The organism is Micromonospora sp. WMMD961 (assembly GCF_029626145.1).
Classification (GTDB): domain Bacteria; phylum Actinomycetota; class Actinomycetes; order Mycobacteriales; family Micromonosporaceae; genus Micromonospora.
On the sequence record NZ_JARUBJ010000002.1, the window covers coordinates 4,378,235 to 4,399,664 of the forward strand.

The 21,430-nt window shown below is 71.3% G+C and carries 19 protein-coding genes; 8 read left to right on the top strand and 11 right to left on the bottom strand.

The window, feature by feature from the left end:
- The first annotated feature begins 63 nt into the window (after positions 1–63).
- Positions 64–366 carry a helix-turn-helix transcriptional regulator gene (locus O7614_RS19870; protein ID WP_278139968.1) on the top strand — a complete coding sequence of 101 codons (303 nt, stop codon included), beginning with the start codon at positions 64–66 and terminating at the stop codon, positions 364–366.
- 183 nt (positions 367–549) lie between these two features.
- Here O7614_RS19870 and O7614_RS19875 read toward each other — a convergent pair whose 3' ends face one another.
- Positions 550–1,722 (bottom strand): beta-propeller fold lactonase family protein, encoded by a 1,173-nt coding sequence (locus tag O7614_RS19875; protein ID WP_278139969.1) that lies wholly within the window; start codon positions 1,720–1,722, stop codon positions 550–552.
- Between the two features lie 176 nt (positions 1,723–1,898).
- Positions 1,899–2,783, bottom strand: coding sequence for a LysR family transcriptional regulator (locus O7614_RS19880; protein WP_278139970.1), 885 nt, complete (start codon positions 2,781–2,783; stop codon positions 1,899–1,901).
- An 82-nt stretch (positions 2,784–2,865) separates the two neighbouring features.
- On the opposite strand from O7614_RS19880, the gene O7614_RS19885 reads away from it, so the two are divergent.
- The 6 genes from O7614_RS19885 to O7614_RS19910 all read left to right on the top strand — a co-directional run bounded on the left by O7614_RS19885 (position 2,866) and on the right by O7614_RS19910 (position 7,554).
- Positions 2,866–3,072: a hypothetical protein gene (locus O7614_RS19885; protein ID WP_278139971.1), complete on the top strand. Its 207-nt coding sequence runs from the start codon at positions 2,866–2,868 to the stop codon at positions 3,070–3,072.
- 3 nt (positions 3,073–3,075) lie between these two features.
- The gene (locus O7614_RS19890; RefSeq protein WP_278139972.1) at positions 3,076–4,128 is read left to right on the top strand and encodes an MFS transporter; all 1,053 of its coding nucleotides are present in this window, start codon (positions 3,076–3,078) and stop codon (positions 4,126–4,128) included.
- 184 nt (positions 4,129–4,312) lie between these two features.
- Positions 4,313–5,239, top strand: coding sequence for a hypothetical protein (locus O7614_RS19895; protein WP_278139973.1), 927 nt, complete (start codon positions 4,313–4,315; stop codon positions 5,237–5,239).
- A complete protein-coding gene (locus tag O7614_RS19900; protein ID WP_278139974.1) occupies positions 5,236–5,679 on the top strand; it encodes an ABA4-like family protein in 444 nt (147 codons plus the stop codon). Before O7614_RS19895 ends, O7614_RS19900 begins: the two co-directional genes overlap by 4 nt.
- Positions 5,680–5,689: 10 nt before the next feature.
- The gene (locus tag O7614_RS19905; RefSeq protein WP_278139975.1) at positions 5,690–6,931 is read left to right on the top strand and encodes a histidine kinase; all 1,242 of its coding nucleotides are present in this window, start codon (positions 5,690–5,692) and stop codon (positions 6,929–6,931) included.
- Positions 6,928–7,554, top strand: a complete 627-nt coding sequence (locus O7614_RS19910) for a response regulator transcription factor (RefSeq protein ID WP_278139976.1) — start codon at positions 6,928–6,930, stop codon at positions 7,552–7,554. Before O7614_RS19905 ends, O7614_RS19910 begins: the two co-directional genes overlap by 4 nt.
- Before the next feature lie 3 nt (positions 7,555–7,557).
- Here O7614_RS19910 and O7614_RS19915 read toward each other — a convergent pair whose 3' ends face one another.
- A complete protein-coding gene (locus O7614_RS19915; RefSeq protein WP_278139977.1) occupies positions 7,558–8,253 on the bottom strand; it encodes a YoaK family protein in 696 nt (231 codons plus the stop codon).
- Positions 8,254–8,321: 68 nt separating this feature from the next.
- Here O7614_RS19915 and O7614_RS19920 point away from each other — a divergent pair, with 68 nt between their 5' ends.
- On the top strand, positions 8,322–9,023 hold the full coding sequence (locus tag O7614_RS19920) for a GntR family transcriptional regulator (protein WP_278139978.1): 702 nt from the start codon (positions 8,322–8,324) through the stop codon (positions 9,021–9,023).
- On the opposite strand, the gene O7614_RS19925 is transcribed toward O7614_RS19920, so the two are convergent.
- From O7614_RS19925 to O7614_RS19960, 8 genes are all read right to left on the bottom strand, one after another.
- Entirely contained in the window at positions 9,020–10,810 is a 1,791-nt protein-coding gene (locus O7614_RS19925) for a gamma-glutamyltransferase family protein (protein ID WP_278139979.1), read from the bottom strand. The genes O7614_RS19920 and O7614_RS19925 overlap by 4 nt on opposite strands.
- Complete coding sequence (locus O7614_RS19930) at positions 10,807–11,808, bottom strand: oligopeptide/dipeptide ABC transporter ATP-binding protein (RefSeq protein WP_278139980.1); 1,002 nt, start codon at positions 11,806–11,808, stop codon at positions 10,807–10,809. The genes O7614_RS19925 and O7614_RS19930 overlap by 4 nt, the downstream gene beginning before the upstream one ends.
- Positions 11,805–12,812: an ABC transporter ATP-binding protein gene (locus O7614_RS19935; RefSeq protein WP_278139981.1), complete on the bottom strand. Its 1,008-nt coding sequence runs from the start codon at positions 12,810–12,812 to the stop codon at positions 11,805–11,807. Before O7614_RS19935 ends, O7614_RS19930 begins: the two co-directional genes overlap by 4 nt.
- Positions 12,809–13,693 (bottom strand): ABC transporter permease, encoded by an 885-nt coding sequence (locus O7614_RS19940; protein ID WP_278139982.1) that lies wholly within the window; start codon positions 13,691–13,693, stop codon positions 12,809–12,811. Before O7614_RS19940 ends, O7614_RS19935 begins: the two co-directional genes overlap by 4 nt.
- Positions 13,690–14,646 (bottom strand): ABC transporter permease, encoded by a 957-nt coding sequence (locus O7614_RS19945; protein ID WP_278139983.1) that lies wholly within the window; start codon positions 14,644–14,646, stop codon positions 13,690–13,692. The genes O7614_RS19940 and O7614_RS19945 overlap by 4 nt, the downstream gene beginning before the upstream one ends.
- 6 nt (positions 14,647–14,652) lie before the next feature.
- A complete protein-coding gene (locus O7614_RS19950) occupies positions 14,653–16,317 on the bottom strand; it encodes an ABC transporter substrate-binding protein (protein ID WP_278139984.1) in 1,665 nt (554 codons plus the stop codon).
- 240 nt (positions 16,318–16,557) lie between these two features.
- Complete coding sequence (locus O7614_RS19955; RefSeq protein WP_278139985.1) at positions 16,558–20,595, bottom strand: discoidin domain-containing protein; 4,038 nt, start codon at positions 20,593–20,595, stop codon at positions 16,558–16,560.
- Between the two features lie 179 nt (positions 20,596–20,774).
- The gene (locus tag O7614_RS19960; RefSeq protein WP_278139986.1) at positions 20,775–21,332 is read right to left on the bottom strand and encodes a TetR family transcriptional regulator; all 558 of its coding nucleotides are present in this window, start codon (positions 21,330–21,332) and stop codon (positions 20,775–20,777) included.
- Between the last annotated feature and the right edge of the window lie 98 nt (positions 21,333–21,430).

Sequence of the window (21,430 nt, forward strand, 5' to 3'; positions counted from 1 at the left end):
GCGGCGCCTTCCTCAAAACCAATAAGTATCCCGGCCATATTATCCCGGTACTAGAATCGGGTCATGGTCAGGTTGCCACTCACCCCCGCAGAGGTCGAACGCGGCCAGCGCCTCGGCGCCCTCCTACGCCGAGCCCGAGGGGAGCGATCGATGCTCCTCACCGCGCTGGACGCGGGGGTCTCACCGGAGACGCTCCGGAAGATCGAGTCCGGTCGCATAGCCACCCCCGCCTTCCCGACCATCGCGGCGATCGCCGACGTCCTCGGCCTCTCCCTCGACACGGTGTGGTCGGAGATCAACAAGTCGGACGACGGGGTCGAGTTCGCCCGAGCAGGCACCAAGGTGGGTGAACGGCTGGCCTCGTAGGTCAGGTCGCGCGTACGCCGGTTCCACCTGACGCCGACCCACCCCCGGTCGAGCCGGCACGACGAGGACGGCCGGTTCGCCGTGCTGTCGCTGTGGGTGCTGCGGCACGTACCAGCGGCGCTGCGGGGCGACCGAAGACGCTGGTCCCGGTCGATGAGCGACCGGGACCAGCGGGTGACGTGTTCAGGAGGCGGCGATGCCCTCCATGCCGATGCCGTCGGTGAACTTGGGCAAGCCCTCCACGGTGGTGACGAGCTTCAACGAGCCGTCCTCGTGCACCTCGTAGCCCTGCACGTTGCCGGCGGTGGCGTTCTGCACGTACAGGAAGCCGTCGCTGGTGGTCATGTCGATCGACCCGCCGCCGGTGTCCGCGGCGACGGCCTTGACGAGTTCGAGCTTGCCGTCGTCGTTGACCCGGTAGGAGCTGATGGTGGAGGTGCCGGCGTTGGCGGCGTAGAAGTAGTCGCCGACGCGCTGGATCCAGCACGTCGCCTGCTGGCCGTTGGGCACCGACGGCCCGATCTGGTCGAGCGCGCCGTCGTCCTCCAGCTCGAAGAGGCTGACCGCGTTCGCCCCGGACTCGGTGACCAGCAGCGTGTCGTCGGTGTCGAACGTGAAGCCGAACGGGGTGTTGCCCGCGTCGCTGATGACGGGATTGCGGGCCAGCTCGCCGTGGCGACCGATCTCGTAGCTGAACATGACGTTCGCGGCCTTGGTCGACACCAGGACGAACTCACGGTCCGGGTCGATCTTGACTTGGGCCGGGGCGGTCCCGAACGCCGGCGGGTTGCCGTTGTGCAGGCCGAGCGACCGGTTGGCGTCCTCGATCCGCGACAGGCGCCCCTTGTTCAGCTCGAAGCCCTGCACCGACCCCTCGCCACCGGCGTTGAGGACGTAGACGAGGTCCCCACGGGCCGCGATGCTGACCGGCAGCAGACCGCCGGACCAGATGACCTGAAGCTTGTGCAGCTTGGTGCCCTCGACACCGAAGACCGTGACGGTGTTGCTGCCCGCGTTCACCGCGAAGAGGAGACCGCGGTGGTAGGTCAGGGAGCCCTGTGAGGCCAGCGCGTCGAGCGGCGCGCCGATGGTGAACCCGCCCAGCCCGCCGGTCTCGTACTCGCCGGCTTTGGTGAGACGGCCGTCCTCGTCGCGGTCGTACACCTTGATGGTGTTGCCTTCGGCCTTGTTGGTCTGCACGAAGACGGCGCCCTCGCTGCCGTGGTGGTGGTCACCTCCCTTGCGGTCGTCGTGGTAACCAGGGCCGCCGCCATCCGCGAAGGCGGTCCCGGGGATCGATCCGACGCTGGTCAGACCTGCCAGGAGGGCTGCCGCGAGCGCGATACTGCGCTTCATCACTGACTCCTTCTGCACCCGAAGGGAGGAATACGAATTTTCCTCTCCTTCGAAAGCTATCGGAGAGCGTAGGCGAGTTCGACGCACTTACCCTAAAGCGGTAATTTCGTGCCGTTCCATGGAATGACCGGACGTACGCGCAGAGGTGGCATAGTGCGAAGCGGACGTTCGGCCCGTCAGGGCAGGAACTCGGCGGTCAGGCTGATCAGCGCACGGGCGGCGGCCCCGACCGGGCGGTCCACCGGGGTGGCGAGGGACGCCGTCCAGGTCAGGTCGGCGCCGGTCACGCTCAGCAGGCGCACCGCGTGGTCGTCTGCGACGGCGAAGCCGGGCAGCAGCGCGATGCCGAGCCCGTGCCGGACGTGCTCGGCCCCGGTGGCGATGTCCGGGATCTCGATCGTGACCCGCCGGGACAGTCCGGCGCCCGCGAACGCCCGGTCGGTCACGGCCCGGTTGCCGTAGCCGACCGGGGAGTCGATGAAGTCCAGCCCGGCGATGTCGGCGAGGGTGACCGTCTCGCGGGTGGCCAGTGGATGGTCGTCCGGGACGACGAGGTCGAGGACCGAACTGGCCAGCTCGGTGAGGTGGATCTCCGCCGGGGGCGTGCCAGGCAGCGAGACGAACGCCAGGTCGAGCCGGCGTTCCCCGAGGGCGTCGATGAGTCCCTGGGAGCCGTGCGGGGCGACGCTGGTGTGCAGCAGCACTCCGGGGTGCCGGCGGTGGAACTCGCCGAGAAGGGCCGGCAGGTGCAGGAGTCTGATCGAGGTCATCGTGCCGATGCGCAGCGTGCCGCGCAGGCCGCCGTGCACCTCGGCGACCGCGTCGCGGGCGTCGCGGGCCGCGTCGAGCGCGATCCGGGCGCGCGGCAGCAGCGCGGCACCGGCGTCGGTGAGGCGTACGCGTTTGGAGTTGCGGTCCAGCAGTGACGCGCCCAGTTCGCGTTCGAGGGTCTTGACCGCGGCGGAGACGGCGGACTGGACGACGTGTAGGCGGGCGGCGGCGCGGGTGAAGTTCTGTTCCTCGGCCACGGCGACGAAGTACTCAAGTTGGCGGAGCTCCACACCACCAAGTATCACCGATCGTGATCGTCGCGAGCACCAACTTTCGTTGGACCTGATGCTTGGGCGAGGCAACAGTGGGCTCATGTCCTTGTCGACCCTGACACCCGACCCCACCACGTCCGACCGCGGCGACGGCTCGTCCCGCCGGCACGGCCGTGGCTTCTGGGCGATCGCCCTGGCGTTCCTGACCGCGATGGCGTTCTGCACCGTGCCTGCCCCGCTCTACCCGCTCTACATGGCGCGGGACGGTTTCTCCACGTTCATGGGCACGATCGTGTTCGCGGTGTAGGCGGTGGGAGTGGTGATCAGCCTGCTGCTCGCCGGCCACGTCTCGGACTGGGTCGGCCGCAAGAGGATCCTCATTCCGGCGCTGGCGTTGGAGCTGGTGGCCGCCGCACTGTTCCTGGGTGACCAGTCCCTGCCGGTGCTGCTGGTCGCCCGGCTGGTCAGCGGGCTGGGCATCGGCATGATCACCGCCACCGCCACCGCGTACCTCCAGGAGTTGCACGCGGCGCACCGGCCCGGCTCGTCCCGCCAGCGCTTCGAGATGGTCTCCACCGCCGCGAACATCGGCGGCCTGGGCGTCGGCGCGTTGGTCGCGGGCGTGCTCGCCCAGTACGTCGACGCGCCGCTCCGTACGCCGTACCTGGTGTTCGCCGTCCTGCTGGCGGCGAGCATCGTGGCGGTCGCCCTGACCCCGGAGACCGTCGAGGAGCGGCTGGTCAAGCCCACCTACCGGCCGCAGCGGATCAGCGCCGACCACGGGGACCGGGCCGGCTACCTGGCCGCGGCGGCCGCCGGGTTCGCCTCCTTCGCCGTGTTCGGCCTGTTCACCTCGGTCGCCCCGGGTTTCGTCGCGGGTGCCCTGCACCTTCCGTCGCGGGCCCTGGCCGGCACGATCGTGTTCGCCGTGTTCGGCGGTGCGGCCATGGCGCAGACCCTCACCAGCCAGCTCCCCGCCCCGGCGAAGGTGCGCCTGGGGCTGCTCGCCCAGGCCGTCGGCGTGCCCGTCCTGCTGGTGGGGATGCACACCGCCAGTCTCTCGGTGTTCCTGCTCGGCGGGGTGGTCGCCGGCATCGGCGCCGGCGTGCTCTTCAAGGCCGCCGTCGGCGCCGTCGCGGCGATGGCCGCGCCAGCCCGGCGCGGCGAGGCCCTGGCCGGGCTGTTCCTCGTCGGCTACCTGGGGATGATCCTGCCGTCCGTCGGCATCGGCGTCGCCACCCGGACCGTCACCGCCGGCACGGCGATGAACTGGTTCACCGGGTTGCTCCTGGTCATGCTCGCCGGCGTGGCGGCGCTGTTCCGCCACAGCGCCGCGAGCGCCCGGTCCGCCGGCCGGCGGTGATGGCGCCTCGGTTCCTCGAGAACGACAGCAGGCTGCGGCCCTGACGGATTCGGCCGACAACCACATCGCCGACGGTGCGCGCGGTCGTCTCCTACCCAGGGAGGAGGCCGGCTCCGACCACCGGCCGCAAGCGGGGCTCGCGGTCGGACGCGACCGGCAGGCCCGGCCGCGAGCATCTACAGGCATGACTATCGACCTGCGCCGGGCGGCACACTGGCACCGCCCACTGATGATCTTCGTTTCCGTGATGGCGGTGCTCGCCGTCGTCTGCGCGGTCGGCATCGCGGTCGACTCGCGCGTCCTGGTCGGCGCGCCGATCTGGCTCAAGCCGTTCAAGTTCGCGGTGTCCTTCGTGCTGTACGGCGCGACTCTCGCCTGGATGCTCACCCTGTTGCCACAGCGCAGCCGAGCCGCCGAGTGGGCCGCGACAGTCATCGTCGCGATGGCGGTGGTCGAGATGGTGGTGATCGTCGGCCAGGTGGTACGCGGGCAGCCCAGCCATTTCAACGGCACCTCCGCGCTGAACAGCGCCCTGTTCTCGGTGATGGGCGCGGCGATCATGGTGCTGTTCCTCGCACATCTCCTGGTCGGCATCGTGGTGCTGATCCGACGGATCCCGGACCGGGCCGCCGCGACGGCCGTCGGGTGGGGGCTCGGCCTGTCGCTGCTGGGCATGCTCGCGGCGGTGCCCATGGTGCTGCCCATGCAGGAGCCGGGAATCGACGGCATCTCCGGGGCGCACAGCGTCGGTGTGGTCGACGGTGGGGCCGGTCTGCCGGTGGTCGGCTGGAGCACCACCGGCGGTGACCTGCGGATCGGGCACTTCGTGGGGCTGCACGCCCTGCAGGCGCTGCCGATCCTGGCGATCCTGCTGAGCCGGTTCGCCGGGCGGCTGGACGAGCGCACCCGCGCCCGGCTGCTGGTCGTCGCGGGCGCCGCGTACGGCGTACTCACTGTGATGTTGACCTGGCAGGCGCTGCGCGGGCAGCCGCTGCTGCGGCCGGACGGCCTCACCCTCGTCGCCGTCGGCGCCCTGGTGGTCGCGACCGCGACCGCCGCCGGGCTCGTGCTGGCGCGCCGTCGCCGACCGGAACTGGCGCTGGCGGCATGACGGCGGCGCTGTTCTCCCTGACCTTCGCGGTGGCCGCGCCGTTCTGGGCGCTGATGATCCTGCTGCCGCGGTGGTCGTGGACGGCCCGGATCATCGCCTCTCCGCTGATCGTGCTGCCGGTCGTGGTGATCTACGCGCTGCTGGTGCTGCCGGCCTTCGGCGACGTGCTGCCGGCGGTGGCGTCGCCGACCCTGGAAGGTGTGCGTGACCTGCTCGGCACCTCCAACGGGGCCGCGGCGGGTTGGGCGCACATGATCGCGTTCGATCTGTTCGTCGGGCGGTGGGCGTGGTTGGACAGCCGGGAACGGGGGGTGCCGGCGCTGGCCATGGCCCCGGTACTGCTGCTGACCATCCTGCTCGGACCACTCGGCTTGGCCGCCTACCTCGCGGTTCGAACCCGGTCGCGGCGCCGTCGACCACCGCCGGCCCGCAGCGCCTAGGCTGACCGTCGTGAGCTGGCTGGCGCGACTGTTCGACCTGCGGGACACGCTCGTGCGGATGGTGCTGCTCGACCTCACCGGGTTGTGCTACCTGCTCGTGGTCCCGCACTCCACCAGCACGCCCACGACGACACAGTGGGTCCTCGCGGTGCCGGCGTTCGCAGTGGCGCTGGCAGCGCACCGCCGACCGGTGGTCAACATGGTGGCGCAGGCCGCCCTGCTGGCGGTCGCCATCAGCCTGATCGACGACTTCACCATCAACCAGGTCGGCGCCAGTTGGGCGTTGTTCGAGATGACCATGCGGGCGCGCGGCCCCCGGGCCATCTGGCTGGCCACGGCGCTGCTGGTGGTGGTCGACCTGACCGACTCGATCGGCGACCCGCCACGCCGGTTCGCCTCGGGGGTCGTCGGGCTCGCCGCGGAGGTCGGCTTGCCGGTGCTGCTCGGCCTCGTCATCCGCGCCAACCGGGAGCTGAGTCGGCAGGCGCTGGAGCGGGCCCTGGCCGAGCAACGCCAGCACGAGTCGGAGAGCCGCGCGGCCCGCGCCGACGAACGCAGCGCCATCGCCCGCGAGCTGCACGACGTCGTCGCGCACCATGTGGCGTCGATGGTCCTGCGGGTCGGCGTGGCCCGGCACGTGCTCAACGACCCGGACCCCCGGGTGGGCGAGGTCTTCGACGACGTGCACGGCACCGGTACCGCGGCCCTGGCGGAGCTGCGCCGGCTGGTCGCGGTGCTGCGCAACCCCGATGGAGTACGCGGCGACGCGGCGCTGACCGCGATCGAACCGTCCGCGCTGCCGGCGGCGATCGGCGCGTCCATCGACCGGGCCCGGCAGGCGGGTGTGACTGTGGAGGCCGATCTCGACTCGGCGATCGGTTCACTCGACGCGGTGCGCGGCATGGCGGTGCTGCGACTGACCCAGGAGGCGCTGACCAACGTGGCCAAACACGCGGGGACGTCCGCGCTCGCGCACCTCGTGATCGCCGTCCGGGACGGGTCCGTGCACTGGGAGGTCACCGACAACGGACGGGGTGGGGTGCCGGCGGGGGTGCCGGCCGGTGGCGGGCACGGCATCACCGGCATGCGCGAGCGCGTCGAGGTCCTCGGCGGCCGGCTGGAGGCCGGCCCGACGGGGACGGGGTGGCGGGTGCGTACCGTGCTCCCGGCCACCGCCGCCGATCCGTCCGCCCGGTCGTTGCCCCGCAACCGCCCGGCTCCCGCCGGAACGCCCGCGTCGGAGCCGGCGTGATCCGGGTGCTGCTGGTCGACGACCAGCACCTCATCCGTGCCGGGCTGCGGATGCTCTGCGACGCCCAGCCCGACGTGGAGGTCGTCGGGGAGGCCGACAACGGCCGCGAGGCGATCACGCTCGCCGCGCGACTCCTCCCCGACGTCGTCGTCATGGACCTGCGCATGCCCGGCGTCGACGGGATCACCGCGACCAGCCGGATCCTCGCCGAACGCCCCACGACCCGCATCCTGGTGTTGACCACGTTCGGCGACGACGACCACCTCTATCCCGCCCTGACCGCCGGCGCCTGTGGGTTCCTGCTCAAGGACGCACCCCCGACCGAGTTGCTGGACGGCATCCGCCGGGCCGCCGTCGGCGACAGCCCGTTCAGCGCGGAGGTGCTGCGCCGACTCGTGCAACGGGCGGTACACGCGCGCCCCGAGACGCCCCGAGCGGTACAGGGGTTGACCGCCCGCGAACAGGACGTGCTGAACCTGGTCGCCGAGGGCCTGTCCAACACCGAGATCGGCGACCGCCTCCACATCGGCGTCACCACGGTCAAGACCCACATCACCAGTCTGATGACCAAGACCGACAGCCCCAACCGGGTACGCCTGGCCCTGTTCGCGCGCGGCGTCTGAGGCTCAGGCCCGCATCCGCGCGGACACGGCGATGACGAGCACCAGCGGCACGATCAGCAACGCCGGAGCGATGACCGGCAGGTGCAGGGCGACCAGCGCGCCGACCGCCGCGCCGACCATGAGGGCCAGCAGGACCTGGGCCTTGGGGCGCAGGCCGCCCCACGGGCTGCGTGCGGCGACGCCGGCGATCAGGCTGGTGAGCGTGCCGGTCAGGTACGTGGAGGACAGGCCGGGCACGCCGAATCGTTGGATCGCGCTGCTCTGGACGCCCAGTGCGACGGCGGACAGCATGAGCAGCGCGAGGTGGACGCGCGCGTCGGGGGCGCGGAGGGTGACCTCCCAGACGACGAGGAACACGACGAACACCACCAGTTCCAGGACCAGCGCCCAGGTGACCTGTCGTGGCCAGACCGGGTCGTCCGGTCGCGGCGAGCCGACGACGCGGGCACCCGCGAGAACTCCGACGATGAAGCTGACGATCGCGCAGCCCGACGTCAGAGCCAGTTCGGCATCGCCCCGGCCCGCCGAGAGCCCGAGCAGGACCATGTTGCCGGTCATCACGCTGGCGAAGGCGCCGCCGAGGGAGAGGAACCCGAGGGCGTCTGCGCTGCCGGTCAGGAAGGTGAGCACGACGACGAGCGCGTGCCGTCGGCGCAGGAGACGCGGGTCCTGCGCAGCCGCGCGGTCGGGCCGGATCACGCGGGGGACTGTGCTCGACACTGTCGCCACCCTCAAGAAATTGTTCTTCGTATACACTCTGTCCGGACATGTTCACGAGAGGCGACCAGGTGGCTGAAGATCTGCGGGACAAGCTCGGCGCGCAACACCTGCCGCTACGCGACCAGGTCCTCGCCGCACTGCGCACCGCGATCATCGACGGCAACTACCTACCCGGTGAACGGCTCACCGAGGACCGGCTGGCAGAGGACTTCGGCGTCTCCCGCAACCCCGTCCGGGAGGCTCTCCGCGTCGCCGAGGCCGAAGGCTTCGTCCTGATCCTCCCCCGCCGGGGAGCGGTCGTCGCCTCACCGAGCAGCGGAACCATCGCCGACATGTTCGCCGTCCGCGAGCGCCTGGAGACGCTGGCCGCCCGGCTGGCCGCCGAACGGGCCACCGCCGCCGACGTGGCCGCCCTACGGGCCCTGCTCGACCAGGGCCGCGAGGCGACCCAACGGCAGGACCTGGCCCGGGTCGCCGAACTGAACAGCATGCTGCACCTGCGCATCCTCCAGATCAGCGGAAACCCCTGGCTGTCGTCGATAGCCAAGTCGCTCTACCTCCATGTCCAGTGGGTCTTCCGGCTCGGGGCGGCGGAACGCGCACCACACTCGTGGGCCGAGCACATCCAGCTCGTCGACGCCATCGAGTCAGGCGACGGGGACCGCGCCGAGCAGGCGGCGCTCGCCCACCTCGACGCGGCATCCGCCGCAGCCCACGAGAACGCCGAAGGCGGTTACGGCCGGCCCTAACGGCCGCACGCGTAGCCCTGCATCCCGCGGGGGTTCGCACCCGCGCCGAGCACGCCCGTGGCCGGGTCACGGGTCACCGCACAGAGCCGACCGAGGCTCCACCCGTCGACGACCCGCACCTCGTGCCCGTACGCCCGCAGGGCCGCCAGGACGCTGTCGTCGTACCGGTCCTCCACCACCAGCACGCCGGGTTCCATGTCGCGTGGATAGAACGACCCCGGCAGGCTGAGCGTGTGCCAGGCCGGCGCGTCGATGGCCTCCTGAAGGGACTGACCGCCGACGAGGTGCCGCAGCAGGAACGGCAACTGCCACTGGTCCTGCTGGTCGCCACCGGGCGTCCCGCAGGCCAGCACCGGTTCCCCGTCGCGGTGCACCATCGTCGGGCTCAACGTCGTACGCGGCCGGCGACCCGGCGCCAACGACGAGGCGAGACCTTCCTCCAGCCAGAACATCTGCAACCTGCTGCCCAGCGGAAAGCCGAGTTCCGGGATGGTGGGCGAGCTCTGCAACCAGCCGCCGCTCGGGGTGGCGGAGATCATGTTGCCCCACCGGTCGACCACGTCGACGTGGCAGGTGTCGCCCCGGGTCACCCCGTCCGGCTGCACCGTCGGCTCCCCCGTCGCCGCATCCGTCGGGTCGGCCCGCTGCCCGGCCCCGGGCCGGACGTGGGCCGGCAGGCGTGGCTGCGCACCATCGGGGCGGCCCGGCCGCAACTGAGCCGCCGCACGGTCACCGACCAGGGCCGCCCGCTCCCGCGCGTAGTCCCGGGAGAGCAGCGCCTTGGCGGGCACGTCGACGTCGTCGCCGTACCAGGCCTCCCGGTCGGCGAAGGCGAGCTTGAGCGCCTCGACCTGGGCGTGCACACCGGTCGCGGTGCCCGGGTCGTACGCGGCCGGGTCGTCGAGCGCGTCGAGGGTGGCCAGCGCCTCCAGCAGCACCGGGCCCTGGCCCCAGAAACCGGTCTTCGCCACCGAGTAGCCGCGCCAGTCGAGGGTGGCGGGCTGCTCCCAGGTCGCCGAGTACGCGGCCAGGTCGTCCCCGCTGACCAGACCGGCATGCGGTCGGCCGCTGGAGTCGTGGAACGGTCGTCGGCTGAACGCGTCGATCGCCTCGGCGACGAAACCGGTGCCCCAGGCCCGTCGCGCCGCCTCGATCTGTGCCTCCCGGTCGGCACCCGCCGACTGCCCCGCCTCGACGAGTCGGCGCAGGGTGTCCGCGTACGCCGGGTTGGTGACCATCTCCCCCGCACGCGGTGGACGGCCGCCGCGCAGCCAGAGCGCGGCGGACGTGGGCCAGTGTTCCTCGAACAACGACCGCACGGCCGCCACTGTGTCACCGACCCGGCCCACCAGCGGGTGTCCGGCGCCGGCGTAGCCGATCGCCGGCTCCAGCACCTCGGCGAGGGTGAGCGTGCCGTGTTCGCGCAGCAGCAGGAGCCAGGCGTCCACCGCACCGGGTACGGCCGCCGCGAGCGGCCCGGCCCCCGGGACGAGGTCCATCCCCAGGGAACGGAAGTGCGCGATGGTGGCCCCGGCCGGTGCCGGCCCCTGGCCGCACAGCACCTTCGGCCTCGGGTCCTGCGCGGTGGCCACGATGGCCGGGACCTCGCCACCCGGCCCGTTCAGGTGCGGCTCGACCACGTGCAGGACGAACCCGGCGGTGACCGCGGCGTCGAAGGCGTTGCCCCCGCGTTCGAGGATGCCCATCGCCGCCTGGCTGGCGAGCCAGTGCGTCGAGGACACCATGCCGAAGGTGCCCTGCAACGTGGGTCGGGTGGTGAACGTCATGACAACACCTCACTGGGATCTGCGGTGCGAACGTCGGGACCGGTGCCGTCCGGCCGGACCAGGTGACACGCGGCCATGCCGTCGCCGATCGCCGTCTGCGCCGGCACCTCCGTCGCACACCTGTCGAACGCGAGCGGGCACCGGGTCCGGAACCGGCAGCCCGACGGCGGGTCCAGTGCGGAGGGCAGGTCGTCGCCGAGCAGCACCGGCTGCCGCTGCCGTTGGCGCACCGGGTCGGCCACCGGCGCGGCGGACAGCAGTGCCTGCGTGTACGGGTGGGCGGGCCGGGCGAAGATCCGCTCGCGGCTGCCCTGCTCGACGAGCTGCCCCAGGTACATGACGGCGATGTCGTCGGCCAGGTACTCGACAGCGGACAGGTCGTGGGTGATGAAGAGGCAGGCGAACCCGATGTCGCGTTGCAGGTCGGCGAGGAGGTTGAGCACCGACGCCTGCACCGACACGTCGAGTGCGCTCGTAGGTTCGTCGGCGATGAGCAGCATGGGCTCGGAGATCAGTGCCCGGGCGATGCTGACCCGTTGGCGTTGCCCACCGGACAGCTCGTGGGGATAGCGACGTGCCACCTCGGGGCGCAGGCCCACCCGTTCGAGCTGCGGGGCGACGCGGGTGTCCCGGTCGCGTCGGGAGAGCCGCCTGCCGGCCAGCCGCAGCGGCTCGGCGACGATTTCGCCCACCAGCATGCGCGGGTCCAGCGACCCGGCCGGGTCCTGGAAGACGATCGACACCGCGCTCCGGTGCGGGCGAAGCCGCCGACGGGACAGGTGGGTGACGTCGGTGCCGGCGATCCGCACCGTCCCCCCGGTGGGCTCGACCAGCCGCACCACGCAGCGACCCACCGTCGACTTGCCGGAGCCGCTCTCCCCCACCAGCGCGGTGACCCGACCCCTCGGGATGGTCAGCGACACCCCGTCCACGGCGCGGACCGGGCCGAAGTGCATCACCAGGTCCTCGATCTCCAGGGCGTTCGGCTGCGGCGTCATCGGGTCACCTCCTGGGTCACCGTCGAGCAAGGATGCCAGCAGGCCGCCACGTGGTCCGTGCCACCGATGCCCTCCAGTGGCGGGGCGGCGTCGCGGCATGTCGTGTCGGCGGCCGCGCAGCGGTCCGCGAAGGTGCACGCGTCGGGTGGGGTCGACAGCACCGGCACCAGTCCGGGGATCTCGGTCAACCGGTCCGTGCCGGCGTGCCGCCCCGGCTGTGGTGACGCCGACAGCAGCCCCGCGGTGTACCGGTGCCGAGGGTGTGCGAACAGGTCGTCCACCGGTGCCCGCTCCACCACCCGCCCCGCGTACATGACGACGACGCGGTCCGCGATGTCGGCGATCACGCCGAGGTCGTGCGTGATGACGAGGACGCTCGTGCCGAGCCGGTCGCGCAGGTCCCGCAGCACCTGCAGGATGCCGGCCTGGACGGTGACGTCCAGCGCGGTGGTCGGCTCGTCGGCCACCAGCACCTTCGGGCCGCAGGACACCGCCATCGCGATCATGACGCGTTGACGCATGCCGCCGGAGAGCTGGTGCGGATACGTGTCGACCCGACGTGCGGCGGACGGGATCCCGACGAGCGTCAGCAGCTCGACGGCGCGCGCCCGCGCAGCCCGTCGGGACATCCGCTCGTGGACCTGGAGCACCTCCCCGATCTGCCGCCCGACCGTGAGCACCGGGTTCAACGACGTCATCGGCTCCTGGAAGATGTAGGCGATCTCCTGGCCGCGTACCCGGCGCAGCGCCGACTCGCGCGCGCCGACCAGCTCGGCGCCGTCGAGGCGTACGGAGCCGCTGACCCGGGCGCTGCCGGGAAGTAGGCCGGCGATGCTCATCGCGGTGACGCTCTTGCCGCACCCCGACTCGCCGACCATCCCGACGATCTCCCCGGCGGCGAGGTCCAGGCTGACGCCGTCCACCGCCGAGACGGTGCCGGTCTCGGTCCGGAACGACACCGAGAGGTCGCGGATCTCCAGCACGGGCGCTGTCGCCGTGGTCATCGGCGGTCTCCCTTCGGGTCGAGGGCGTCGCGCAGGGCGTCACCGAAGACGTTGAACGCCAGCGCCAGGCCCATGATCACCACGCCGGGGAAGACCGCCGCCCACGGTGCCCGGGCGGCGAACTGCTGGGCGGTCGCCAGCATGGTGCCCAGGCTGGGTGCCGGTGGCTGGATGCCGAGGCCGAGGAAGGACAGCACCGCCTCACCGAGGATCGCGGCCGGGATGGCGACCGTGGCCTGCACCAGGATCACCGACGTCGCGTTCGGCAGGATGTGCCGGGCCAGCACCCACAGGTCACTCGCCCCGTCCACCACTGCCGCCGCGACGAAGTCCAACGACTTGAGGCGCAGCGTGTCCGAGCGGACGACCCGGATCACCCCGGGAATCTGGGCGATGCCGATGGCCACCGCGGCGTTGCCGAGGCTGGCTCCCCGGATGGCCGCCAACCCCACCGCCATGATCAGGAACGGGAAGGCGAGCAGCAGGTCGGTGAAGCGTGAGATGACCGCGTCCCAAGCCCGGAAGTAACCGGCCGCCAGCCCGAGTGGCACCCCGATGAGCAGGGAGGTGGCCACCGCCAGCAGCCCCACCTGCAACGACGCCCGGGCGCCGAGCATGATGCGGGAGAGGACGTCCCGACCGAGGTCGTCGGTGCCGAGCACGTGCCCGGCGGTGCCGGGTGGTGCGAGAGTACGGGCGAAGTCGGTCTGGTCGACGGAGTAGGGCGCGATCCACGGAGAGAGCAGCGCGATGACGCCGGCCAGCGCGAGGACGACGAAGCTCACCACGGCGAGAGGGTTGCGACGCAACCGGCGCAGCACCCGCGTACGCCGGGTGACGCCGGCGGCGGTCTCGGCCATCGGTACGGCGAGGACGGTCATGCCGGATCTCCCGTCACCCGGATGCGGGGGTCGATGACCGAGTAGAGCAGGTCCACGAAGAAGTTGATCACGATGTAGGCCGTCGCGGTGAGCAGGACGACGGCCTGGATCACGGGATAGTCCCGTTGGAACACCGCATCGATGGTCATCTTGCCGAAGCCCGGCAGCCCGAAGATCTGCTCGGTGACGACCGCGCCGGAGATCAGCCCGCCGAGTTGGAGACCCACGACGGTCACCACCACGATGAGGCTGTTGCGCAGTGCGTGTCGGGTGATGACGGCACGCGGCCGTAGGCCCTTCGCCTTCGCCGTTCGCACGTAGTCCGACGAGAGCGAGTCCAGCATCGCCGAGCGGGTCTGCCGCATGATGATGGCGGCGAGACCGGTCCCGAGGATCACCGCGGGCAGGATGATGTGGTGCAGGTTGTCCACCGGATCCTCCAGGACCGGCACGAAGCCGGAGGCGGGGAACAGCCCGGACGCCACGGACAGGTAGAGGATCGCGAGCAGCCCGAGCCAGAAGTGCGGCACCGACAGGCCCACCAGGGCCATGCCGTTGGCGAGCCACTCCGCCGGTCGCCCACGACGCACCGCCGCCAGCACGCCGGCCCCGACCCCGAGCGCCGAGGCGATGAGGATCGCCAGGACGGACAACTCGATGGTCACCGGCAGGGCGGTCGTGAGCATCGACGAGACCGGCGTGCCGGTGCGGATCGACTCCCCGAAGTCGCCCTGCGCCATGCGCTCCACGTACTGCGCGAACTGGACCGGCAGCGGCTGGTCCAGCCCGTAGTGCCGGCGGATCGCCTCCAACGCCTCCGGCGAGCGGTCCTCGCCGGCGAGCGCGAGGGCCGGGTCACCGGGGAGCGCCCGCACGCCGACGAAGACCACGATCGTCGACAGCAGCAGGGTCAGCGCCGACTGCCAGGCGCGGGTGAGCAGATATCGGGCCACGGTGACCTACTTGGCGAAGCCGGCGAAGCCCGCGCGGAGCACACCGTCCGGGAAGACCTGGAGGCCCTGGATCTGCTTGCTGACGGCGGTCAGGTTCCGCTGACGGTAGAGGTAGATGAGCGCGTCGTCCTGCTGGAGCACGGTGACCGCCTGCCCGTACAGCTTCTTGCGCTCCTCGACGTCGCCGGACTGGCGGGCCTGGGTGAGCAGGGCGTCGAGCTGCGGGTTGCCGTAGCCGGCGACGTTCTGGCTGGCCCCGGTGCCGACGAAGTTCGTGATGTTGGCGTCCGGGTCGATCCGCCCGCTCCAGCCGAGCTGCAACAACTCGAAGTTGCCGCGGTCCTGCTCGTCGAGGAGCGACGAGTACTCGACCGGGTTGATCTTCAGGTCGAACCCGCCGTCCTTGACCATGGACTGCAACGCCTGCGCGAGCCGCAGCGTGTCGGGGGTGTTGGAGGCGAGCATCGTCACCGGGTACGGCGTCGGCACGCCCGCCTCGGTGAGCAGCTGCTTGGACTTCGTGGGGTCGTGCGCCGGGCAGGTCTGCGCCTCGGGTGAGGAGAACGGGCTCGCGGGTGAGATCGGGGAGCAGGCGACGGTGTGCATGCCGTTGAAGACCGCGTCGACCAGCGCCTTGCGGTCGATGGCGTGCTCGAACGCCTGGCGGACCTTGGCGTTCTGCGCGAGCGGACGGTTGATGGGCTTGGGCGCGGTGCCGACGCCGTCGACGTTTCCGACGTTGATGGTCAGGCCCTGGTATCCGAGGGACTGCGACTGCAGGACGGAGACCGCGGCGTCCTGCCGCAGTGCGGCGAAGTCCTGGGTGGACACGCTGTCGGCGACCTGCACGTCGCCGGAGCGCAGGTTGGCGGCGCGGATGCTCGCGTCGGTGAGGATCCGCCACGAGATGGCGTCGAGGTGCACCTTGCTGGCGTCGTAGTAGTTCGGGTCCTTCACGACGTCGATCGAGTTCTGCGGCACCCGCTTGGCGAACTTGAAGGGGCCGACGCAGACCGGTGCGGAGGCGAAGTCGTCACCCAGACCCTGCAGCGCCTTGGGGCTCATGATCATGCCGGCCCGGTCGGCGAGGGCGCCGAGCAGCGGCGCGAACGGCTGCTTCAACCGCAGGACGACGGTCTGCGCGTCCGGGGTGTCGACGCCGTCGATGGGACCGAGTTCGCTCTTGCGCGCCGACCGGGAGTTGGTGAGGTGGCGTTGCACTGTGGCCTTCACGGCGGCGGAGTCGAACGGTGTCCCGTCCGCGAAGCGCACGCCGGGGCGCAGCGGGATGGTCACCGTCCGGCCGTCGCCGCTGGTGGTGGGCAGCGCGGTCGCGAGCTGCGGTACGACCTGCGCCTTCTCGTCGACGTCGTAGAGCTTCTGGCACATCGCCTGGAAGACGTAGCGGGAGTAGAGGCTTCTCGACAGCGTCGGGTCCAACGCGTCGGGCTCGGCGGAGAGGGCGATGACCAGTTTGCCGCCCTGCTTCACGGCGGCGGGGTCCGCGGGCGTACCGAAGGAGTCCTGGCCTGCCGACTGGTTGTCGCCGGACGGGTCGCCGTCGCCGCTGTTCGACACCGGTGAACAGGCGACGACCGCGCAGACGACGGTGGCCGCCGCGACCGCGGCCCGGAGTAGACGGCTCGTTTCGCTGACGGTGAGGTTCGTCATGGAGAGCTCCTCGAATGGGCGATTCGGGGAGCGTATGTTGTATACGATGAGCCCCGCAAGACCCCCGTGCGTGGCTCTACGTCCCTGGCGGTGACCGTCAGTCAGCTCGCTGGAGGCGGATGTGACAGTGAGCGCTATGCCTCGAAGTCATATCCATGACTTCGAGGCATAGCGCTCAACAGCACATCGCGAAGCATCCTGATCGCCGACGACCACCGACCAGACGTCGGACCTACTCGTCTAGGAGTTGTACGCCTGGGCCGTCACCCTGGCCTGACGGGTGAGGCCCGGCCGCACGGGCCAGGAGACCCGCACCTCGCGGGTCTCCCCCGGCAGAAGCCAGAAGTAGTTGTCGTCGTAGCGGGCCGGCAGAACCCGGTCGCCGCGCTGGTCGCGCACGGAGAGCCGCACCAGAGCGGCGACCGTACGACCCTGATTACGGACCGTCGCGGTGACGGTGTTCCGCCCGTCCACCACCCGTACCGTGCTCGACGACGTCGACAGGCGGGTGCTCGGCACGTCGTTGAGCGCCCGCATCTGCTCGGCCGTGTCGTAGCGCCAGTAGGTGTTCTCGGTGAGCAGCCGGTCGCGGCTGTCGCGCAGTTCCAGGCGGACCAGGTGCAGCCCACCACCGTCCGGCGCGGCGAGCGGGAAGACCGCCGTCGTCGCCGAGCGGGGCACGTCCACCCGCTGCCGCTGCGGGGTACCCAACGACCGGCCGCTCAGGTCGTACCGCCGGGCGGTGACCGTCACGCCGGTGACCGCCGCCGCGGTGTGGTTGACCACCCGGACCTGCCAGGTGCCCGGGTCGGCCTGCACGTGCAGCGGCTCGCACCCCTTGCGGGCCCCGTAGTAGGCGCCGTTCACGTCGAGGTCGTAGTCGTAGGTCTGCCAGACCGTGCTGTGCCACGCCGGGTGCGACATCCACAGCAGCAGACCGGTGGCGTCCTTCCACAGGTTGGCGTTCCACGCCTCGAACATGGCGCGGTGACTCTCGTAGTTGACGAACTGCGCCCGGGTGGCGAACTCGTCGAGTGAGTCGGACTCGCCGAGCCGGGCGTCGATGGCCGCCTGGTACGTGCCGACGCGCTGGTTACCGATGGTCGACCAGTCGTGGTAGTTCCACACCTCGCTGATCGGCCACTCCTTCGCGTCGCCGACGAGGTTGCGCATGCTCTCCACCACCGACACGACCGGCATGCCGATCTCGGTGTGGAAGCCGAAGGAGTCGGCCTCGTACATCGTCACGTCGGTGTAGGTCGTCGGGTCGACCCAGTGGTACGGCCCGCGCCCGCTCACGATGCCGCTCGCGGAGTTGGGAATGTAGAGGATCTCCGGGTGCTCGGTGCTGACGGCCTGCTTGAGGCCGGCGTCGACGATCGGCGGCGGGTCACCCTCGTTGGCGCCACACCACACCACGATGCTCGGGTGGTGCCGGAACCGCCGGATCGTGTCGGCGGCGATGTCCACGTAGCCCGGCGGGTTGGGCAGGAACCCGCCGGCCTGCCAGAAGTCGTTCCAGACCAGGATGCCCTGCTCGTCGCAGGCCTGGTACAGCTCCTCGCGGTTGCTGCTGCCGAGCCAGTTGCGGATCATCGTGAAGTTCATGTCGCGGTGCATCTCGACGGTGTCGGCCAGCCGGTCGGGCAGCACCCGGCGCAGCAGCTCGTCCCAGCCCCAGTTGCCGCCCCGGGCGAACACCGGCACACCGTTGACACTGATCTTCAGCTCGGTGATCTTGTTGCTGACCGACTTCACGTCGACCCACGACTGCCCGTCGTCGGAGACCTGGATGACGAAGTCGCGGGCGTACGCCTGCTCCCAGACGATGGCGACCTGGTCGAAGGTGACCGGTGCGCCCAGGTCGACCTGGATCCACTGGTCGTCCTCGAACGTCGACGACCAGCGGGTCCGGGGGTTGCCGTCGACGGCCCGGTCGGGGCCGTTGGAGTCGCCGTCCGACGACGACGCGCTGGCGGCCCGGCCCAGGGCCAGGTCCACGTCCGGCTCGGCCTGCCGCCGCACCGAGAGCGTCCACATGGACACCCCCCACGAGGTCGCCCGAGCACCGGTCTGGACGCGCACGTGCCGGGCGGTCTGGCTGGCGAACGTCTCGACCTGCTCGGCGCGGCTGCCCAGCGGGGTGTCGTTGCTGACCGACTTCACGTCGGTCCACGACTGCCCGTCGGCGGAGACCTGGACGCGGTAGTCCAGGGCGTACGCCTGCTCCCAGACGACGGTGACCCGGTCGAAGTCGACCGCCGCGCCGAGGTCGACCTGGATCCACTGGTCGTCCTCGGCCTTCGAGGCCCAGCGCGTCGCCGCGTCGCCGTCGACGGCCTTGGCGGCCACGTTGGTGTCGTTCTCCGCCGACGAGGCGGTCGCGTCGCGGTGCAGGGCGAGGTCCGGGCCGGTGCCGTCGGCCACCGACAGCGCGAACATCGAGATGCCCCAGCCGGTCGCGCGCTGACCGGCCTGGATGCGCACGTGCCGGGCGTGCTGCCGGTCGAACGTGACGGTCTGCGTCGCCGCCCCGTCGACGAAGTCCAGCGCGGGCTTGCCGGGCGGCGAGATCTGGATCGGCTGGTGCCAGTCGTAGGCGAACTGCCGGACACCGAAGCGCAGCTCACGCCGGTCGCTGAGCTTGCGCTTGACGGTGGCGGTGAGCGTGAGGTCGTACAGGTGGGGGTCGCCGTAGCCGTTGGGCCACCACAGCCGGGGCTTGCGCAGACGCAGTGCGGGGAAGCGCTCCGGTGCGAAGGTGACGGTGGTGCTTGCGCCGGCGGGGACGGTGACGGTGGACTCGACGCGTACCTTGTCGAACTCCGCGCGGACGGTGACGGTGGTGGCGGTGGCCGTCGCGTTGCGGACCGGCACCCGGATGGTGACCTCGGCGGCGCTGGTGTCCGGCAGGTCCGGCAGCGTGGTCTGCACGTGCGGGTCGCCGACGACCACGGCACCGGTGCTGCGCAGCCGGACGTGGTCCCAGAGGCCGGTGACCCGGTCCCGGACGGCCGGCATCCAGTCCCACCCGGACACCGCGAGGTAGGTCGGCGCGTCGAGGTAGTGGTGGGCCGACTGGAGGAAGGTACGGCCGTCGGAGCCCTTGTCGCCGGGGGTGCCCTGGTGCGGCATCGGGGTGACCCGGACGGCGAGAACGTGCTCACCGCGGTGACCGGCGAGGGCGTCGGTGATGTCGAACGCCGCCCGCGCGAACGGGTGCTTGACGCTGCCGACCTGCACGCCGTTGACCCAGGCGGTCGCCTCGTGGTTGATGCCGTCGAACTCGAGCCAGATCCGCCGACCGGCCGAGGTGTCCAGCTCGCGCGGCAACCGCAGGGCACGCCGGTACCACCACGTGTGCCGGGACAACGCCTCCGGGATGCGCATGTTGTTGAAGCCGGCCACCGGATCGGGCAGGTGGCCCTGCTCGACCAGGGTGCCCAGCACGGTGCCGGGCACCGTCGCCGGCAGCCAGGACCGGACGTCGACGCCCGCACGGGAGAGTTCGGCGCCGTCGGCGGTGCCCGCGAAGTCGTCCATCGTCAACGACCAGCCCGACTCCAGCGGCACCGTCCCGTCGGCGGCGACCGTGAGCGCGGGAGCCGGACCGGTGTTGCCGTCCTCCCAGCTGGTCCAGCCCTCGGCCTTCGGCCGGCCGGCCAGGGGTACGCCGTAGACCTGGAAGCCGTTGAGGCCCACCGGGTTGCTGTTCGAACGCTTCGTGGCCGTCATGCGGATCCAGCGGGCGGTGACCGGCTCGGGCAGCTTGATGGCCTGCACGCCGCCCTGGCCCTCGGTCGTCTCGTACACCGACCGCCAGGTGCGGCCGTCGGTGGAGACCTCGATGCGGTACGCCGTGGCCGCGCTGGAGAGGATCTCGTCGCCATCGGTGTCGGTGTAGTTGCCGTCGAACGGCCCGTCGGCGAGCGTGGCCTCGAAGACCAGGGTGACGGCCTCGACCCGGCAGAGCGCCTGCAGGTCCACCGATATCCACTGTGGATCGGCGTTGCCGGCCGCCCGCCAACCACTCCCCCGGACGCCGACCTGCGGAAGGCCGTCCACGGCGAAGGTCGCGGGCGTCGGCGCGTAGTCGGTCGAGGAGACCGCGACCGGACGGTACCGGGCCAGGTCGGTGGCCTGCGGGGTGGCAGGCGGCGTCGCCGGAGCGGCGGCCGCGACGGCGTCCGGTAGGACCGCGGCCACCCCGACCGACGCCAGCAGCGTGGCTCCGGCGGAGAGGAAGGTACGCCGCGACAGCGGAGATTGCTCGGACATTGTGCCTCCAGGTATGACAACGTTGTCAGGTGGCGGGGGGCTGTGACAACGTTGTCAGATGGTGGACCGATGTTTCCCGAGAGTCAAGGGCCCGAGTCCACCGTGATTCCCCGAACACGTTCCGCAGCTGTTCCACTTCGGACATCGACGCGTGGGCGAAACGGCCGAGGTCGCTCCGACTACGTGCTCAGCCCGTCCAGGGCGACCGCGAGCACGTGATCGCGCTGGTCGGGGTGGGGGAAGTGCCCGGAGGCGATGGCGCTGGCCAATCGCATGACGTCGTCGATCGTCACGTCGACGCGTACCTCGCGCGCCCGCTGGGCCCGTTCCAGCAGTGGCCCACCGGCGGCGTAGAGCGCCCGCCGACACTCCAGGTAGGCGGTGGACTCCCGGTTCAGACCGGCAGCGAGGGGCTGCTTCGCCCCGATGTACTCCACGAAGCGCCGCAGCCACGCGTACAGGCCGTCGCGGGGGGCGAGGCGTTCAGCCTCCCCGGCCGTCTCGCACACCGCCTCGACCTCGGTGATGTAGACGTTCTCGACCAGCACCTCCCGGGTCGGGAAGTTGCGGTAGAGCGTGGCGATGCCGACCCCGGCGCGGCGGGCGATCTCCTCCAGCGGGGCCTCCGCGCCCTGCTCGGCGAAGGCGGCCCGGGCCGCCGCCAGGACGGCGTCGTAGTTACGGGCGGCGTCGGCCCGGTGCGGGCGGGCCACGCGCAGGTGGGTGAGGGCCGTCACGATGCCGATGTCTCCCAGCACTAGCAACCGGAGGTCGCCTATCACTATTGTGATAGTCGGCCTCCACTTATCCGGAGGTCTCCTATCAGTCTAGCCCG

Coding starts and splice junctions, on each gene's coding strand:
- O7614_RS19870 (WP_278139968.1), top strand. CDS start 64: ATGGTCAGGTTGCCACTCACCCCCGCAGAGGTCGAACGCGGCCAGCGC.
- O7614_RS19875 (WP_278139969.1), bottom strand. CDS start 1,722: ATGAAGCGCAGTATCGCGCTCGCGGCAGCCCTCCTGGCAGGTCTGACC.
- O7614_RS19885 (WP_278139971.1), top strand. CDS start 2,866: ATGTCCTTGTCGACCCTGACACCCGACCCCACCACGTCCGACCGCGGC.
- O7614_RS19895 (WP_278139973.1), top strand. CDS start 4,313: ATGACTATCGACCTGCGCCGGGCGGCACACTGGCACCGCCCACTGATG.
- O7614_RS19900 (WP_278139974.1), top strand. CDS start 5,236: ATGACGGCGGCGCTGTTCTCCCTGACCTTCGCGGTGGCCGCGCCGTTC.
- O7614_RS19920 (WP_278139978.1), top strand. CDS start 8,322: ATGTTCACGAGAGGCGACCAGGTGGCTGAAGATCTGCGGGACAAGCTC.
- O7614_RS19925 (WP_278139979.1), bottom strand. CDS start 10,810: ATGACGTTCACCACCCGACCCACGTTGCAGGGCACCTTCGGCATGGTG.
- O7614_RS19930 (WP_278139980.1), bottom strand. CDS start 11,808: ATGACGCCGCAGCCGAACGCCCTGGAGATCGAGGACCTGGTGATGCAC.
- O7614_RS19935 (WP_278139981.1), bottom strand. CDS start 12,812: ATGACCACGGCGACAGCGCCCGTGCTGGAGATCCGCGACCTCTCGGTG.
- O7614_RS19940 (WP_278139982.1), bottom strand. CDS start 13,693: ATGACCGTCCTCGCCGTACCGATGGCCGAGACCGCCGCCGGCGTCACC.
- O7614_RS19950 (WP_278139984.1), bottom strand. CDS start 16,317: ATGACGAACCTCACCGTCAGCGAAACGAGCCGTCTACTCCGGGCCGCG.
- O7614_RS19955 (WP_278139985.1), bottom strand. CDS start 20,595: ATGTCCGAGCAATCTCCGCTGTCGCGGCGTACCTTCCTCTCCGCCGGA.